Origin of the sequence: Maritalea mediterranea (assembly GCF_021568695.1) — a bacterium.
In the GTDB taxonomy this organism is placed as follows: domain Bacteria; phylum Pseudomonadota; class Alphaproteobacteria; order Rhizobiales; family Devosiaceae; genus Maritalea; species Maritalea mediterranea.
In genome coordinates, this window is sequence record NZ_JAKGTI010000001.1 from 1,454,439 (window position 1) to 1,469,801 (window position 15,363).

The following is a 15,363-nucleotide window of genomic DNA, read 5'->3' on the forward strand; positions in this document are numbered from 1 at the left end:
ATGTCGAATAAAGTCGCTTACGTGCGGACAGAAATGGCGCCCGATATGCCGCCACCGGTTACCCAAACCGGTGTGGTGGGCTGGATGCGTAAAAATCTGTTCAGCGATATTCCAAACACACTGATGACCCTGGTGGCCTTGGCCTTCTTGGTCTGGACAGTTCCAACACTGTTCAACTTCTTGATTGGCAACGCTGTCTTCATCGCTGAAGACGGGACGCCTTGTCGGGCACCGGGAGCCGGGGCTTGCTGGGCTTATGTTGCCGATCGGTTTGACTTCTATATTTACGGGTTCTATCCGGACTCTGAATATTGGCGTCCCAATGTGGTCTTTATCGTGGCCGCATTACTGATCACCCATTTGCTGTGGCCAGATCTTCCTTATAAAGGCCTTTCAGCCATCGCCTTCTTTATCGGCTTGCCGATTTTGGCGATTATTCTGTTGAACGGCGGCAGCTTCGGTTTGCCCCAGGTCACAACAGAAAAATGGGGCGGCCTGATGGTCACATTGATCATCGCTTCCGTGGGTATTGTGGTCTCTTTGCCATTGGGGGTCGTCTTGGCTCTCGGGCGGCGGTCTCAAATGCCGTTTGTTAAATATGTCTCGATTGCCTTCATTGAATTGTGGCGTGCGGTGCCGTTGATCACGGTATTGTTCATGGCGTCGGTAATGCTGCCGCTGTTCTTGCCTGAAGGCACATCCATTGACAAAATCCTGCGTGCTCTCGTTGGCGTTGCGCTCTTCCAAACCGCCTATATGGCGGAGGTTGTGCGTGGCGGTCTGCAGGCCCTGCCAAAAGGGCAATATGAAGCCTCTCATGCATTGGGTTTGAACTATTTCAAATCCATGTATCTGATCATTCTGCCGCAAGCGTTGAAACACGTGATTCCCGGCATTGTGAACAGCTTCATTGCCCTGTTTAAGGATACCTCATTGGTATCGATTGTGGGGCTGTTTGATTTGTTGGGCACGGTGCAAGCCACCACGTCAGCGGTGGAATGGAAAGCACCGCACCAGGCCACAACAGGTTACTTGTTTGCCGCAGCAATATTTTGGGTTTTCTGTTTCGGGATGTCGCGCTATTCCATGTATATGGAACGCCGGTTGGACACGGGACATAAGGAGTAAATAAGATGTCAGAAGTAAAAGAAGAAGATATCTCCGTAGATCGTACAAAGATGACCGTGTCCGAAACGGACGTGGCAATTGAAATAACGGATATGAACAAGTGGTTTGGTGACTTTCACGTGTTGAAAGACATCAATCTCAAGGTGATGAAAGGCGAGCGGATCGTGATCGCGGGCCCCTCAGGCTCTGGTAAATCCACGCTTATCCGTTGCATCAACCGCCTTGAAGAGCATCAGCAAGGCCAGATCATTGTAGATGGCATTGAATTGACCTCTGACTTGAAGCGGATTGATGAGGTGCGTCGCGAAGTGGGAATGGTGTTCCAACACTTTAACCTCTTCCCGCATCTGACCATTATGGAAAACTGCACATTGGCGCCAATGTGGGTGCGGGGCATTCCCAAGGCTGAGGCCGAGGAAACGGCTATGCACTATCTTGAGCGGGTGAAAATTCCCGAGCAGGCGCACAAATATCCAGGCCAGCTTTCCGGTGGTCAGCAGCAGCGTGTGGCGATTGCGCGTTCCTTGTGCATGAATCCGAACATCATGCTGTTTGATGAGCCCACTTCGGCGCTTGATCCTGAGATGATCAAGGAAGTGCTTGAGGTAATGGTGAATTTGGCCGAAACCGGCATGACCATGCTTTGCGTAACCCACGAAATGGGCTTTGCGCGTCAAGTGGCGAACCGGGTGATCTTTATGGATCAGGGGCAAATCATTGAGCAAAATGACCCTGAGCAGTTCTTTGACAATCCACAGCATGAGCGGACAAAATTGTTCCTAAGCCAGATTTTGCATTAGGAGCTCTTGCTTTATTGGTGGTTATTCGCTTTGCTGAATAGCTATCGGGGAATTAATTGAGGCGGCCCGATTTGGGCCGCCTCTTTGCATATTGGGTGTTCAGGTGCGTACAATTCTGGTTTTGATCCTGCTCCTTTTTGGTTTGAGCGCGACTTCGTTTGCCGACACGTTGGAAACCGTGCGGGAGCGTGGGGCGGTCAGGTGTGGCGCCAATGAGGGACATCGCGGCTTTTCGAACCTGTCGGCCGATGGCTTTTGGTTTGGATTTGATGTTGATTTGTGTCGGGCCGTTTCCGCCGCCATTTTCTCCGACCCGAACCGGGTGTCATTTATAGAGTATCCAGGCGAGTTCCGCATGACGCCACTGCGCGTGGGTGAAGTGGATTTGATGGCCCGCAATGGCTATTGGAACATGTCGCGCGACAATGAATATGGGGTGACATATACCGGAATCGCCTTTTATGACGGCCAGGCCATCATGGTGCGCGATGATACGGAAATCATTTCTGCTCTGGAGCTAGATGATATTTCGGTATGTGTTGTCGTTGATTCGCTGCAACATGCTGCGTTGGATCGATTCTTCTTCAAAAACCAAATTACGTACGAGGAGGTGATGGTTGAAGATGATGCCGACTTGGCGGGGGCCTACATGGCCGGCATTTGCGATGCCATCACTGCCTCAGCCTCAAAATTGCAAGAGATCAAAATCAACGCGGTTAACCCCTCGCAACATCGGATATTGCCTGAACGGTTGAGTAAAGAGCCCATGGGGCCGGTGGTGCGCAAGGGCGACATGAAATGGCAAACCATCATTCGTTGGGTCCTGTTTGCGATGATCAATGCAGAAGAACTGGGCGTTAATTCCCGCAATGTCGACACGATGATTGAGACCAAAAATCCGCGCATGCGGCGACTATTGGGCCTCGAAGGCGAATTTGGTCAGGCGTTGGGACTGAACCCGACTTGGGCACAGGACGTTATCCGCAATGTGGGAAATTACGGTGAGGTCTATGAGCGCAATTTCGGCAGCACTTCCGGTCTCATGATTCCGCGGGGCACCAATGAGCTTTGGACCAAAGGCGGGTTGCACTACGCGCCGCCCGTGCGCTAATTGGCCTCGGTGTCTGCAACGCTTAGCTTTGATCCCGTAACCTGCACAATCTCAAGCTCTTCAGCTGTAACATCAGCATTGTCGAGGCAATAGAAATTGACACCATATTCATCGGGTTTTGTACGCCGAGTGTGAAAAGTGTAGATGCCGCACACCTTGCAAAAGTAGTGTTTGGCAATTTTCATGTTCCACTGATAGAGGGACAGAAATTCTTCTCCGGCCAACAGTTTGAACTGCGTTTTGTGCACCCCAACCATAACAGCATTCTTTTTGCGACACAGCGAACAGTCACATTTAAGTGCGCTTTTTAAATCGCTCTCAATTTCAAACTTAACGTTGCCGCAATGGCAGCTGCCTTGATAGGTTTTCATCACTCATCCGCAAAATGAATCGCCACGCGGCGATTTTGTTTGCCCTTTTTTTCCACCTTGCCCAGGCGCATCATACCAATCTCCTGCGTGTTGGCCACATGCGTGCCGCCGCAGGGTTGCCAATCAATGGTTTCATCCCCATCCACGATGCGGATCATACGGATTTTGCCTTGCCCCGATGGCGGTTTGACCGACATGGTTTTCACAAGGTCCGGATTGGCCTCGAGCTCTTCTTCGCTGATCCATTCTTCCTGCACATCCAGATTGCGCTCAATCAGCGCGTTCAATTGATCTGCGAGCGCGTCCTTATCTTCAGGCGGTTCGGGCATCTGAAAATCGAGCCGCGATTTGGCCACGCCAATAGACCCACCTGTCACGGGCAGGGGAATAACTACAGAAAGCAAATGCAGCGCGGTATGCATGCGCATCAGTTTGTAGCGGTTATCCCAATCAATATGGGCGGTGACTTGTTCGCCAGCGCTCAAACCATGATCCGCGGCCTCAGGCACCAGCATGCATCTGCCCTTGTCCCCGTCCGGATGCACACAGGTGACAATGGCGATCTTGTCACCATTCTCTCGCTCCAAAAAGCCGCTATCGCCGGGCTGCCCACCCGAGGTGGCATAGAAATTAGAGCGATCTAAAAAGATGCCGCCATCTTCGCCAACGGACGAAATTGTGGCGGCAGCTGTTGTCAAATAGGCGTCGTTCCGAAATAGAAACTCAGTTTGCGTCATTCTCAAAAACCGTACTCATGTCAATGTCATGAGAGTGGCTCAAGAATTCCGGCACTGGCAAGCCCTTCTCGCGCAAAAACAACGGGTTAAAAATCTTCGACTGGTAGCGGTTGCCATAGTCGCACAATATGGTCACGATCGTGTGGCCAGGCCCCATTTCACGCGCCATCTTCACTGCCCCGGCAATGTTAATGGCCGTCGATCCGCCCATGCAGATGCCCTCATGCTGCAACAGGTCAAAGATGTAGGGCAGGGCTTCTTCATCAGAAATCTGATAGGCAAAGTCCGGCGTGAAGCCTTCAAGGTTGGCGGTAATGCGTCCCTGACCAATGCCTTCGGTGATCGATCCGCCCTGGGAGGAGAATTCACCGCTGGTGTAATAGCTGTATAGCGCCGCGCCCATCGGGTCAGCCAGGCCAATTTTAATGTCCTTATTGCGCTGTTTAAGCGCCGCAGAAACACCAGCAAGTGTGCCTCCCGAGCCAACCGCACAAATAAACCCATCGACCTTGCCGTCAGTCTGGTCAAAAATCTCGGGTCCGGTGGTCTCAATGTGTGCCTGCCGGTTGACAATATTGTCGAACTGATTGGCCCACACAGCGCCCTCAGGCAGCTCTTTGGCCAGCTTTTCGGCGAGACGACCAGAAACCTTCACATAGTTGTTGGGGTTTTTGTAGGGTTTGGCAGGCACCTCAATCAAAGTCGCCCCCGCGAGGCGCAGTGAATCCTTTTTCTCTTTCGACTGTGTTTCTGGAATCACAATTACAGATTTGTAACCCAGCGCATTGGCCACCATCGACAGGCCGATCCCGGTATTGCCGGCAGTGCCTTCTACGATTGTGCCACCAGGCTTCAACAATCCCTTGCGTTCCGCATCGCGCACAATATAAAGCGCGGCCCGGTCTTTCACAGATTGGCCCGGGTTAAGAAATTCGGCCTTGCCCCAAATCTCGCACCCGGTCGCTTCAGAAACCGCGTTCAACCGGATAAGGGGCGTGTTGCCAATAGCGCCCAGAATATCATCATGCTTTTGATTGTGCTTTGTCATTGGAAAATCCTCTGATGTGTTGGCCCAAAACTAAGCGGTGCCTGTGTGCTGATCAAGTGTAGAGTGCAGAAAAGAAAAGCGTTTTTCCATTTCGCCCATAAGACAATGCGAAAAAACTAATAGAGCAGGAAACAGCAAAAAATCCGGCTGGCATTCTTCTGGTCTTATAGGTGCGCAAACCCGGGGTGCGTGCCTGAAAGCCGGTTAAACAATGCGGAAATAGTTTACCCGCAAATGCATGATCTGCGCGAAATGATTTTCTCCCCCTTTAGGACGGCTAGTGCAAAAAACCATGGATATTCAATTGCGCGAAAAATCAGCGCCCATCCGTTTAAACCTTTGAAATTATTACTTGTTTCGGTGTGTTCCGGCAATTACTTTAACGCTGTTTAAACAAGCGGACTTTTATTATGCCAGAGATACGCCACAGCCACCTAGACGCTTTGGAAGCGGAAAGTATTGAGATTTTTCGCGAGGTCGCGGCCTCATTTGAGCGGCCAGTGATGATGTATTCGATCGGCAAGGATTCAAGTGTTTTGCTGCATGTGGCGCGCAAGGCGTTTTATCCTTCTAAAATTCCGTTTCCGTTGTTGCATGTGGACACCACCTTCAAGTTCCGCGAAATGATCGCCTTTCGCGATCGCATGGCCGAACAATATGGGTTTGATCTGATCACCCACACCAATCAAGACGGTGTGGCGCAGAATGTGAACCCGTTTGACTATGGCTCAGCCCGCTATACCGACATTATGAAAACCGCCGCCTTGCGGCAGGCCCTGAATGAGGGGCAATATGATGCCGCCATTGGCGGCGCGCGGCGCGACGAGGAAAAATCTCGCGCCAAGGAGCGTGTGTTCTCGCACCGCAACGCCCAACATGCCTGGGACCCGAAAAACCAGCGCCCCGAACTGTGGCGCTTGTTCAATACCCGTATTTCCCCGGGCGAAAGCATGCGCGTTTTCCCGCTGTCCAATTGGACCGAGCTGGACATCTGGACCTATATCTATAAGGAAGAGATCGAAATTCCCTCGCTCTACCTGGCCAAAAAACGCCATGTGGTCGAGCGCTCCGGCACGCTGATCATGGTCGATGATGACCGCTTGCCCTTGGAAGAGGGGGAAGTGCCGCAGGAAAAGATGGTGCGGTTTAGAACCCTTGGCTGCTATCCGCTGACCGGCGCGATTGAATCTGAAGCCACCACCTTGCCCGAAATTATTATGGAAATGAACGCCTCACGCACCTCAGAACGTGAGGGGCGCTTGATCGACAGCGATCAGGCCGGGTCGATGGAGAAGAAAAAACAAGAGGGCTATTTCTAATGAGCAATGTAAGCGTTTCGGAACAGGCCCCCCAACTCGATATTGAACAATGGCTGAGCGCCCAGACCGATAAAAGCATTTTGCGCTTTTTGACCTGTGGTTCCGTGGATGACGGCAAATCCACCCTGATCGGCCGTTTGCTTTATGATAGCCAGTTGATCTTGGATGATCAGTTGGCCTCGCTGCAAAAAGAAAGCCACAACCGCACCACGGGCGATGAGGGGATCGACTTCTCTCTGCTGGTGGATGGGCTGACCGCTGAGCGCGAGCAGGGCATCACCATTGATGTGGCCTATCGCTTCTTCACTACCGAAAAGCGCAAATTTATCGTCGCCGATACGCCGGGCCATGAGCAATATACCCGCAATATGGCCACCGGCGCGTCCAACGCTGACCTGGCCATTGTGCTGATCGATGCGCGCAAAGGCGTATTGACCCAAACCAAGCGCCACAGCTTTATTTTGTCCCTTATCGGGGTGAAGCATGTGGTGGCCGTGGTCAACAAGATCGATCTCGTGGACTATGACAAAAAGATTTTTGACGAGATTGACGCCGAATACCGCGAATTTGCGGCCCAGCTCGGCTTCAAATCGTTGGTGACTGTACCGATCTCAGCGCTGCGCGGCGACAATATCGTCACCAAAAGCGAGAATATGGACTGGTATCACGGCCCGCAATTGGTGCCCTATCTGGAAGAAATTGATGTGGCGGAAGATCGGGTGGAACAGCCGTTCCGTTTTCCGGTGCAATGGGTGAACCGCGCCAGCCTCGACTTTCGTGGCTTTTCCGGCACCGTCGCTTCCGGCGAAATCAAACCGGGCGATGAGGTGCTGGTCGCCGCGTCGCGTAAGCCCGCCAAAATTAAACGCATCGTCACCCTGGATGGTGACTTGCCCGTGGCGCGGGCAGGGGATGCCGTTACGCTGGTGCTCGACCGCGAGGTGGATATCTCGCGCGGCGATGTGCTGTCCGCACCCGGTGAAACGCCGGAATATTCGAACCAGTTTCAGGCCCGTCTGATCTGGATGCATGAAACCCCGGCCATGGCAGGGCGTTCTTATCTGATCAAGATTGGCAGCCAGATGGTGCCAGCGACCATCACCACCATCAAGCAAAAGACCAATGTGAACACGCTGGAGCAAAACCCGGCCAAGTGCCTGGAGTTGAACGAAGTGGGCACGGTGACCATCGCGACCGACAAACCCATTGCCTTTGACCCTTACGATCAAAACCCGCTCACCGGCGGGTTGATCCTGATTGACCGTTTGTCCAACGCCACTCTGGGCGCGGGCACGGTTGAGTTCGGCTTGCGCCGGGCGCAAAACCTGACCTATCAGGACTTTGACGTGAACCGAAAAGTGCGCGCCGAAATGAAGGGGCAAACCCCACGCATTGTGTGGTTTACCGGCCTGTCCGGTTCGGGCAAATCCACCATTGCCAACCTCCTGGAAAAGCGCATCACCGCTGAGGGCAAGCACACCTACATTCTCGATGGTGACAATGTGCGCCATGGCCTGAACAAGGATTTGGGCTTTACCGAAGAGGACCGGGTGGAAAATATCCGCCGGGTGGCGGAAGTGGCTAAACTGATGGCAGATGCAGGCCTGATCGTTCTGGTCTCCTTCATCTCGCCGTTTAAAAACGAGCGCCGTCTGGCGCGCGAAGTGGCGGGCGATATTGATTTTGTTGAAGCCTATGTGAACACGCCCCTTGAAGTGTGTGCCGAACGAGACCCCAAGGGCCTCTACGCACGCGCCAAAGCAGGTGAGATCAAAAACTTCACCGGCATCGACTCTCCGTTCGAGCCGCCTGAACGGGCCGACATTACCCTCAACGCCGCGGAAAAAGACCCCGCTGAGTTGGCAGGCGAACTTTATGATCTTCTCTTCGAAGGGCATCAGTATAGCGCCCTGTAGGTGAATTGCAGATACGAAAATAAGAGGGCGTCCAACGGGGCGCCCTTCTTTTGTTTCAAATTTTAATCTGCCCATTAAAGCCGCATTCGCCAAAAGCATAACGTTTAGGTGGCATTAACTTTTGAGAATCCCTTCATATGCAAAGTTATGCATAAATAAGCAAACCCTGCATTGGAGGAAATCAGGAAACGCACCCTGCTAGGTCTTGTGCCTGCATTAATGATGAGCACAGCACTGCCGGCAATGGCCGACAAATTGACACTAGACGGCTTATCAGACGTTACCCGTAATAAGCTGATCCGAGATTGTGAATCCTCTTCAAACGAATCCGGCAACAAGCCCGCCATTTGTGAAGCGCTTGAAGAATATCTCGAAGAGCTTGACGATGAAGACGACGACGATGAAGACTAGGACGAATTAGAGGACGAAGAAAACGAAGAGGACGACGACGAAGAAGAGGATGACGACGACGACGATGACGACGAAGAGGACGAAGAGGACGATGAATAAGTCTAGGCTGTAACTCTGATTCAAGAGAATGGTGACCAATTGGCCGGTATTCTCAATTTACAGAATTGACCTCTATATCTCTCAACCGTTTATCCAGTGCGTTCCTGTTGCAAACTTTCCTTGAGCGCAAGACCGCGAACACCGAATGCTATAAACCGCGTGGTGGTCAGTTTGGATATCGCGTGGTCGACCAACAGTTTAAAGAGCTGAGGGTCGCATAGGCACTTTAAAACACAGTGCTTTGGTTCAGCGAGCGATTGTGCGCTTAAGAAATTGAAATAAATTGGAATTAAAAATCGTCGGACAATGGAATTGCCGCCGAGCGGTCAGAATGTCGCAGGGTTCTGACACAGAGAGAAGAGGCTCGGCGGCAATGTTCTATTCGGCAGGCACTTTGTCGTGCCATTCATAGCCGGGGCGTTGATGATAAAACCCGTTGGAAAAGGGCGCATCCACGCTGTCGTCACGCATCTTTTTCAGCGCTTCAGACGGGCTGATGCGGTCGTTCAACACATCATCAAAGGCCTGAATAGCGGTAAAGGTGCCAATGCTTTGCGGCGAAATGCGGAAACGGTTGATGCCAATGGATTGTAAGTCATCCAAACAATCAATCAGATTGAGCACTGAATGAGACTGGGTTTGGATGCCATTGACGGTCAGGAACTGATCGCCCTCCAGCGTATCCAACCGCATGCCATCCGGATCCTCATCGCAGACAAATAGGCAGGAATCCTTGGTGCGATTGTGGGCGCGGGCATGGTAGCACCTGGCTGAAAGCGCTAACGACATGCGTCCATAAACCTGCACTTCCAGCTCCACCCCATGCCGCTCGGCCGCTTCTGCTAATGCGGCAATGCCCACGCGTGGCATTTCAGGATTGAGGCAGATGCTTTTCGCGCCATTGGCCGCATAAACCTCAAGCGCTTCTTCATTATAGCAATTCATCAACGGCCCGATATGGTGCGGCCCCGCTGCCATTTGCTGCAAAGCAGACACATCATTGGCTTCAATCGGAAAACCTTCAGACTGCGCGATGCGTTTCACCAGCCGCCGGTCAATGTCTGTGGTGACTTCCGACAGCGTAGAAAAGATCACATGCTTGCCCGCATCATGCAGGCGCTCCACCACGTCCGGCAGTTGATTGTCATAAAGCGGTGCGCGCTTCGAGCAGATGACTTCCCCGATAAAAACAGTTTCCACCGGCGTTTCATCGGCGACCTTAAAGTAGAAATCCCGCCAGTCTTCTGGCGCCCAATTATATTGTACCGGGCCAAGGGTCAGCTGTGCACTCATCTCTATCTCCAGCTCTTTGATTTAAAGGCGCCCTGGGTTTCTTTGTGCCCTTCGGTCAGCGCGATCAATTCGGTGATGTCCGGTTCTTCCCCCGCCGCATAAGCATCCACCGCATCGCGGAAGGCTGAAACAACCGACCGAATATAGGCGCGCGAGCGCTGTCGCCCCTCAATTTTCAACGCCGTGACACCGGCTTTCATCAAGTCGGGCAGCAAGCGGGTCAGATTGAGGCTGATCGGCTCTTCAAAGGCGTAATAGTTTTTCTTATGCGCCGTGTCATAGCGGCCTTTGCAGATGGTGGGATAGCCCGCGGTTTCGCCGCATGAAATGCAATCAATGGCGAAATCACCGAGCCGGGTTGTCAGCCCGTCATCCTCATCCGGTTCATAATCCACATGGCTGGCAGGTGAGCACACCCCATCCATATTGGTTGAAATGCCCGTGACATAGTTGGTCAGCGAGCAACGCCCTTCGGCCATCATGCCGATATTGCCGAACACAAAGGCCTCGATCTCGCAATCAATCGCGTCGTGCACTCGTTTGATTTCCGGCACGGTCAGAATGCGCGGCAACACCACGCGCTTCACATTAAAGCGCTCCACATAAAAATTGATCGCTTCGGGCGAGGAGGCCCCGGCCTGCACGGAAAGGTGTAACCGCTGATCCGGATGCTGCTCGGCCACATATTTGGCCATGCCGATATCGGCAATAATCACCGCGTCGATGCCGATGTCGACAGCATCATCAACCGATTGCTTCCAGAGATCGGTGCGTCCCGCTGTGGGGAAAGAATTAATCGCCGCCAGCACCATTGCGTCTTTATCGTGCGCATATTTCACGCTTTCCGAAAGTTCCTTTTTCGAAAAGTTCAGGCCGGGAAAATTCCGCGCATTGGTGGGGCCTTTAAAGCCGCAATAAACCGAGTTTGCGCCCGCATCAACTGCCGTACGCAAGCTGGCCGGCGTGCCAGCGGGACACACCAATTCAGGTTTGATCAAGTCACTCATGTTCTGGAACCTACAATTTTTGTTACCGCATCAATGCTGGCGCGCACAGGGCCGCGCAGCGGGCCAAAGGCGGTGGCCACATCGTCCGCCAGGGTGGCGTCCATATCGTCAAGCGCATTGCGCAGCGCCACAATCGCCTCGGTGTCACCCGTCACGGTAATGTCCCGGTTGAAAAACAGCGCATCGCTATCGGTTTTACTGTCGATCATGCGCAGCAAGGTTTTGAACTTGCCGCTCACCAGCACATCATAGGGGATTTCCTCGTGGCGCGATTTGGCCACCAGCATCAGATTGTCTGGATCTGGACGCAAAAGCAGCAAAAAAGGCATGCCTTTCGCATCGATCAAAAAATGTTTGCGGCAGCTGTCGTCCAGCCGCTCAAAAAGCTCCGGATGCAAATTGGCCACATGCTGCACAATGCGCCGCAAAATGGGCTGTATGGCAAACAGCGGCATGACCTTGGACACCGGGCCTGCTTGGGAATCTTTATAGATTCGAGGTTGATCGCGTTTATGTTTGTCTCGCATGCCCCCTGATTAGGATGCGTCACGTCCCATCAGTTTGCAAAAGTGCAAATAAAATTAAATTTTTGCCGAAATCTGCCCCTTGCCAAACGCTAAAAACGATCGCGCATCGCATAATAGGTCATGGCCAGATAGAGCAGCGGGCCACGCAGGGGCGGACCGCCGGGAAAGCGGGGGCTGGGCAGGCTGGCCATCAGGTCGAATTTCTCGGCCTGGCCCTGGGTCAGTTCGGCCAGAATCTGACCCGCCATCGTTGCCATACCAAGCCCGTGGCCAGAAAAGCCGGATGCCGAATAGATATTGCGGTCAAGTCGGACAAAATGCGGCAGGCGTTTCATGGTAATGCCCAGCGTGCCGCCCCAGGCATAGTCAATCTGGGCATCCGCCAATTGCGGAAAGACATTCAACATAGGCTTGCGTGATATGGTTGCTAGGTCGGGCGGAAAGCGCAGGCTATAGGTTTCACCGCCGCCAAACAGCAGCCGGTGGTCGGGTGTGCGGCGGAAATAGTTCACCACAAACCGACTGTCCGCCACCGCTTCATTTTCAGGAATCAGCGCTTTGGCACGGTCCTCGCCCAACGGTTCGGTGGCCACAATAAAGCTGTTGATCGGCATAACGCGCGCACTCACGCGTTTGTTGAGCTCACCCACATAGCCGTTACAGCCAAGAATTACGTGATCCGCTTTGATCGTACCGTTCGTTGTCTCCACCCACACTTTCGCACCGGGTTCAATTTGGGTGACGCGGCTATTTTCATATATTCTTGTGCCCGCCTTGTGCGCCAGTGCCGCCAGTCCGAAACAGAAGGCGAGCGGGTTTAAATGCCCCGCACCTTTATCAAGCGTGCCCCCAAAATATTGATTGCTGGCCACATGCTGGCGCATCTCATCCTTGCCAAGCGCTGAAAAGGGCTCATAGCCATACTCGCGGTTGAGCTTCTCCACATAGCGATGCGACTCTTCTACGAAACGGGCCTTATGGTCGGCTTCAATTATGCCCGGTGTGTAGTCACAATCAATGCCATGATCAAACACCAAGCTTTTGACCAATTGCTTGCCTGCTTCGGCAATGTCCCACAGTCTATGTGCGTTTGGTTCGCCAACCAAACCTTCAAGCGTGATCTGATCCAGCCGCTGGCCGCTGCCCAACTGGCCGCCATTGCGGCCAGAGGCGCCCCAGCCGATGCGATGGGCCTCCAAAAGCGCCACGTCATAGCCTTCCCTCGCCAAATGCAGCGCCGCGGAAAGGCCGGTGAATCCGCCACCGATTATGCAAACATCCGCTGTATTGTGCCCCATTAGCGGGCGATGCGGCGCGGGCGCGGGGCGTTGCGCGGCATAATAGGACAGGGGATATTGCCCCGTCACATCATTGGCGGTCAGAACATCAATCATCACATATTCAGCAACAAATGCTCGCGCTCCCACGGGCTGATTTCGCCCAAAAATTCGTCCAGTTTCTGAGGTTTGATGGCTTCATAGACCAGACAAAAAACTTCTCCCAGTGAACTGCGCAGCTCTTTGCTTCCTGCAAAGTGGCAAGGTACTTGATTTTGAGCACAGCCATCACGGATGGAGCGTTTGAAATAAAACACTTCATCGGTCAGTTTCGGCGGATCGCCATGCTGCAGATTTATTTCGATTTGGCCAACGCCGCCTTTCTGATCGAGCATATCGATCTCCAGTCCCCGTGCTTCGGCAAAATTGCATATATCGTTGATCACATCACCATATTCATCAACCGCTTTCATGGAATTGGCCTCATGATTGATGCCGTTGTGCCCGATATCGGTTTCCATCCGTTGAACCTTTATGATCCTGTTTGTACAGGCCCAGGTAATGCTTTGATAAAAGATCGACGTGGGAAGATAGAAGAGGGCGTCGGCGGAAAACTTTTCGGCGGGCATTGTCTTGCCGCGCGAAATGCCTACAATATCGCGCACGATACATTCGACTTCTTCAACCCAACGGCCTTCCAGCCAGTCCAGCGCGGCGCTTGGTAATTGATGAACCCATTTTTGTTTGTCGACCATATGATAGCCTTGCTGCTTAAATATTATGGCGCTCATTTCTTGTACGCCGCAAATTACTTCTCAAATAATGGCAACGCTAGGTGACTAAAGGAGGATCGCCAATGACCTTTCGGAAAAGACATGAATTCTTTATCAATGGCGATTGGGTGCAAGCCGCCGAAGCCCCCACGATAGAAATGCTTAATCCGGCAACGGAACAATCCATTGGAAGCATTGCTGCAGGCGACGAGAATGTGGTGAATGCCGCTGTTGCCGCAGCAAAGGAGGCTTTGCCGCAATTTTCAAGCACGTCAGTGGCGGAGCGCAAGGAATTGTTGCAATCGATTCTTTCAGTCTATCGCAAACGTCGCGATGAAATTGCCCATGCCATCATGCAGGAACTGGGCGCTCCGCGGCACCTGGCTTATGGCTCGCAAACCGCTGCGGGGGAGAGCCACTTGGATGGTTTTTTGCAGGCTTTGGGCACTTATAAGTTTGAAGAAACACTTATGAATGGTGACCTGGTGGTGCGTGAGCCCATCGGTGTATGTGGTTTGATCACGCCTTGGAACTGGCCGATCAATCAGATTGCACTCAAAGTGCTGCCAGCGCTTGCCGCCGGCTGCACAATGGTCCTCAAGCCAAGCGAATTCACTCCATTCAACGCGATGCTTTATGCAGATATTCTGTCAGAAGCCGGCGTGCCCAAGGGGGTCTTTAATCTGGTCAATGGTGAAGGTCCTGTGGCCGGCGCCGCTCTTTCGCGTCACCCTGATGTGGCGATGATGTCGTTCACCGGGTCGGTGCGGGCAGGGGCAGCTGTCAGCAAGGATGCGGCTGATGGTGTTAAAAAGGTCGCCTTGGAACTCGGCGGCAAGTCGCCCAACCTGGTGTTTGCAGATGCAGATGTCGATGACGCGGTGAAACGTGGTGTACGGCAAATGTTCAATAATACGGGGCAATCCTGCAATGCGCCTTCCCGTATGTTGGTCGAACAAAGCATTTATGACCGTGCCAAGGAAGTGGCGCTGAAAACAGCTGAACAGCAAGAGGTGGGCAATCCCGACGATGCCGGGCGCCACATGGGACCGCTGGTCAATCATATCCAGTTTGATCGGGTGCAGGAACTGATCAAAACCGGCATGGATGAAGGCGCCACCTTGTTATGTGGCGGCCTCGGAAAACCCGAGGGCATCAATGAGGGATATTATGTCAAACCGACAATTTTTGTGGATGTGCGCAACGATATGCGGATCGCGCAGGAAGAAATTTTTGGCCCGGTCCTCTGTATGATACCGTTTGAAGACGAGCAGCAAGCGATCGCCATCGCGAACGACACCGAATTTGGCTTGTCCGCCTATGTGCAAACCAAAGATGAGGAAAAGGCCATGCGCGTGGCACGTCAGCTCCAGGCTGGCATGGTGCATATCAACGGAAGCGGCATGGCGCCTGGTTCTCCCTTTGGCGGGTATAAAAAATCTGGCATAGGCCGAGAGGGGGGCACATTTGGTCTTGAAGAATTTCTCGAGGTGAAAACCATCACCCGTCCCAAAGAAACAAACTAATCCAGATACTGCCACCTCGC

15 protein-coding genes are annotated in these 15,363 nt (G+C 52.9%); 7 read left to right on the plus strand and 8 right to left on the minus strand.

Annotated elements, in window-relative coordinates; translation table 11 throughout:
• The 3 genes from L1I42_RS07080 to L1I42_RS07090 all read left to right on the plus strand — a co-directional run bounded on the left by L1I42_RS07080 (position 1) and on the right by L1I42_RS07090 (position 3,039).
• Complete coding sequence (locus L1I42_RS07080) at positions 1-1,128, plus strand: amino acid ABC transporter permease (RefSeq protein ID WP_236113781.1); 1,128 nt, start codon at positions 1-3, stop codon at positions 1,126-1,128.
• A gap of 5 nt (positions 1,129-1,133) precedes the next feature.
• Entirely contained in the window at positions 1,134-1,928 is a 795-nt protein-coding gene (locus L1I42_RS07085) for an amino acid ABC transporter ATP-binding protein (RefSeq protein WP_305067705.1), read from the plus strand.
• A gap of 103 nt (positions 1,929-2,031) precedes the next feature.
• Positions 2,032-3,039 (plus strand): transporter substrate-binding domain-containing protein, encoded by a 1,008-nt coding sequence (locus L1I42_RS07090; RefSeq protein WP_236113782.1) that lies wholly within the window; start codon positions 2,032-2,034, stop codon positions 3,037-3,039.
• Here L1I42_RS07090 and L1I42_RS07095 read toward each other — a convergent pair.
• The 3 genes from L1I42_RS07095 to L1I42_RS07105 are packed head-to-tail and all read right to left on the minus strand — an operon-like array spanning position 3,036 to position 5,195.
• Entirely contained in the window at positions 3,036-3,410 is a 375-nt protein-coding gene (locus tag L1I42_RS07095; RefSeq protein ID WP_236113783.1) for a GFA family protein, read from the minus strand. The two genes, L1I42_RS07090 and L1I42_RS07095, sit on opposite strands and share 4 nt — an antisense overlap.
• On the minus strand, positions 3,410-4,147 hold the full coding sequence (locus tag L1I42_RS07100; RefSeq protein WP_236113784.1) for an alanyl-tRNA editing protein: 738 nt from the start codon (positions 4,145-4,147) through the stop codon (positions 3,410-3,412). The genes L1I42_RS07095 and L1I42_RS07100 overlap by 1 nt, the downstream gene beginning before the upstream one ends.
• Positions 4,134-5,195, minus strand: coding sequence for a cysteine synthase A (locus L1I42_RS07105; RefSeq protein ID WP_236113785.1), 1,062 nt, complete (start codon positions 5,193-5,195; stop codon positions 4,134-4,136). Before L1I42_RS07105 ends, L1I42_RS07100 begins: the two co-directional genes overlap by 14 nt.
• Before the next feature lie 410 nt (positions 5,196-5,605).
• On the opposite strand from L1I42_RS07105, the gene cysD reads away from it, so the two are divergent.
• The 3 genes from cysD (at position 5,606) to L1I42_RS07120 (ending at position 8,841) form a co-directional block, all read left to right on the plus strand.
• Complete coding sequence (gene cysD, locus L1I42_RS07110; protein ID WP_236113786.1) at positions 5,606-6,514, plus strand: sulfate adenylyltransferase subunit CysD; 909 nt, start codon at positions 5,606-5,608, stop codon at positions 6,512-6,514.
• On the plus strand, positions 6,514-8,430 hold the full coding sequence (gene cysN / locus L1I42_RS07115; RefSeq protein ID WP_236113787.1) for a sulfate adenylyltransferase subunit CysN: 1,917 nt from the start codon (positions 6,514-6,516) through the stop codon (positions 8,428-8,430). Before cysD ends, cysN begins: the two co-directional genes overlap by 1 nt.
• Positions 8,431-8,652: 222 nt before the next feature.
• Complete coding sequence (locus L1I42_RS07120; protein WP_236113788.1) at positions 8,653-8,841, plus strand: hypothetical protein; 189 nt, start codon at positions 8,653-8,655, stop codon at positions 8,839-8,841.
• A 477-nt stretch (positions 8,842-9,318) separates the two neighbouring features.
• On the opposite strand, the gene ubiV is transcribed toward L1I42_RS07120, so the two are convergent.
• From ubiV to L1I42_RS07145, 5 genes are all read right to left on the minus strand, one after another.
• A complete protein-coding gene (ubiV, locus tag L1I42_RS07125) occupies positions 9,319-10,233 on the minus strand; it encodes a ubiquinone anaerobic biosynthesis protein UbiV (RefSeq protein ID WP_236113789.1) in 915 nt (304 codons plus the stop codon).
• A gap of 2 nt (positions 10,234-10,235) precedes the next feature.
• Positions 10,236-11,240: a ubiquinone anaerobic biosynthesis protein UbiU gene (ubiU, locus tag L1I42_RS07130; protein WP_236113790.1), complete on the minus strand. Its 1,005-nt coding sequence runs from the start codon at positions 11,238-11,240 to the stop codon at positions 10,236-10,238.
• Positions 11,237-11,767, minus strand: a complete 531-nt coding sequence (gene ubiT / locus L1I42_RS07135; protein ID WP_236113791.1) for a ubiquinone anaerobic biosynthesis accessory factor UbiT — start codon at positions 11,765-11,767, stop codon at positions 11,237-11,239. The genes ubiU and ubiT overlap by 4 nt, the downstream gene beginning before the upstream one ends.
• Positions 11,768-11,856: 89 nt before the next feature.
• Positions 11,857-13,161: an NAD(P)/FAD-dependent oxidoreductase gene (locus tag L1I42_RS07140; RefSeq protein WP_255768903.1), complete on the minus strand. Its 1,305-nt coding sequence runs from the start codon at positions 13,159-13,161 to the stop codon at positions 11,857-11,859.
• On the minus strand, positions 13,161-13,835 hold the full coding sequence (locus tag L1I42_RS07145; protein ID WP_236113793.1) for a type I glutamate--ammonia ligase: 675 nt from the start codon (positions 13,833-13,835) through the stop codon (positions 13,161-13,163). Before L1I42_RS07145 ends, L1I42_RS07140 begins: the two co-directional genes overlap by 1 nt.
• A gap of 65 nt (positions 13,836-13,900) precedes the next feature.
• Between L1I42_RS07145 and L1I42_RS07150 the strand changes: the two genes are divergently transcribed.
• Positions 13,901-15,343 carry an aldehyde dehydrogenase family protein gene (locus L1I42_RS07150; RefSeq protein ID WP_236113794.1) on the plus strand — a complete coding sequence of 481 codons (1,443 nt, stop codon included), beginning with the start codon at positions 13,901-13,903 and terminating at the stop codon, positions 15,341-15,343.
• Positions 15,344-15,363 lie beyond the last annotated feature (20 nt).

Coding starts and splice junctions, on each gene's coding strand:
- L1I42_RS07080 (WP_236113781.1), top strand. CDS start 1: ATGTCGAATAAAGTCGCTTACGTGCGGACAGAAATGGCGCCCGATATG.
- L1I42_RS07140 (WP_255768903.1), bottom strand. CDS start 13,161: ATGATTGATGTTCTGACCGCCAATGATGTGACGGGGCAATATCCCCTG.
- L1I42_RS07150 (WP_236113794.1), top strand. CDS start 13,901: ATGACCTTTCGGAAAAGACATGAATTCTTTATCAATGGCGATTGGGTG.
- L1I42_RS07095 (WP_236113783.1), bottom strand. CDS start 3,410: ATGAAAACCTATCAAGGCAGCTGCCATTGCGGCAACGTTAAGTTTGAA.
- cysN (WP_236113787.1), top strand. CDS start 6,514: ATGAGCAATGTAAGCGTTTCGGAACAGGCCCCCCAACTCGATATTGAA.
- L1I42_RS07145 (WP_236113793.1), bottom strand. CDS start 13,835: ATGAGCGCCATAATATTTAAGCAGCAAGGCTATCATATGGTCGACAAA.
- L1I42_RS07085 (WP_305067705.1), top strand. CDS start 1,134: ATGTCAGAAGTAAAAGAAGAAGATATCTCCGTAGATCGTACAAAGATG.
- ubiT (WP_236113791.1), bottom strand. CDS start 11,767: ATGCGAGACAAACATAAACGCGATCAACCTCGAATCTATAAAGATTCC.
- L1I42_RS07120 (WP_236113788.1), top strand. CDS start 8,653: ATGAGCACAGCACTGCCGGCAATGGCCGACAAATTGACACTAGACGGC.
- L1I42_RS07105 (WP_236113785.1), bottom strand. CDS start 5,195: ATGACAAAGCACAATCAAAAGCATGATGATATTCTGGGCGCTATTGGC.
- ubiV (WP_236113789.1), bottom strand. CDS start 10,233: ATGAGTGCACAGCTGACCCTTGGCCCGGTACAATATAATTGGGCGCCA.
- cysD (WP_236113786.1), top strand. CDS start 5,606: ATGCCAGAGATACGCCACAGCCACCTAGACGCTTTGGAAGCGGAAAGT.
- L1I42_RS07100 (WP_236113784.1), bottom strand. CDS start 4,147: ATGACGCAAACTGAGTTTCTATTTCGGAACGACGCCTATTTGACAACA.
- ubiU (WP_236113790.1), bottom strand. CDS start 11,240: ATGAGTGACTTGATCAAACCTGAATTGGTGTGTCCCGCTGGCACGCCG.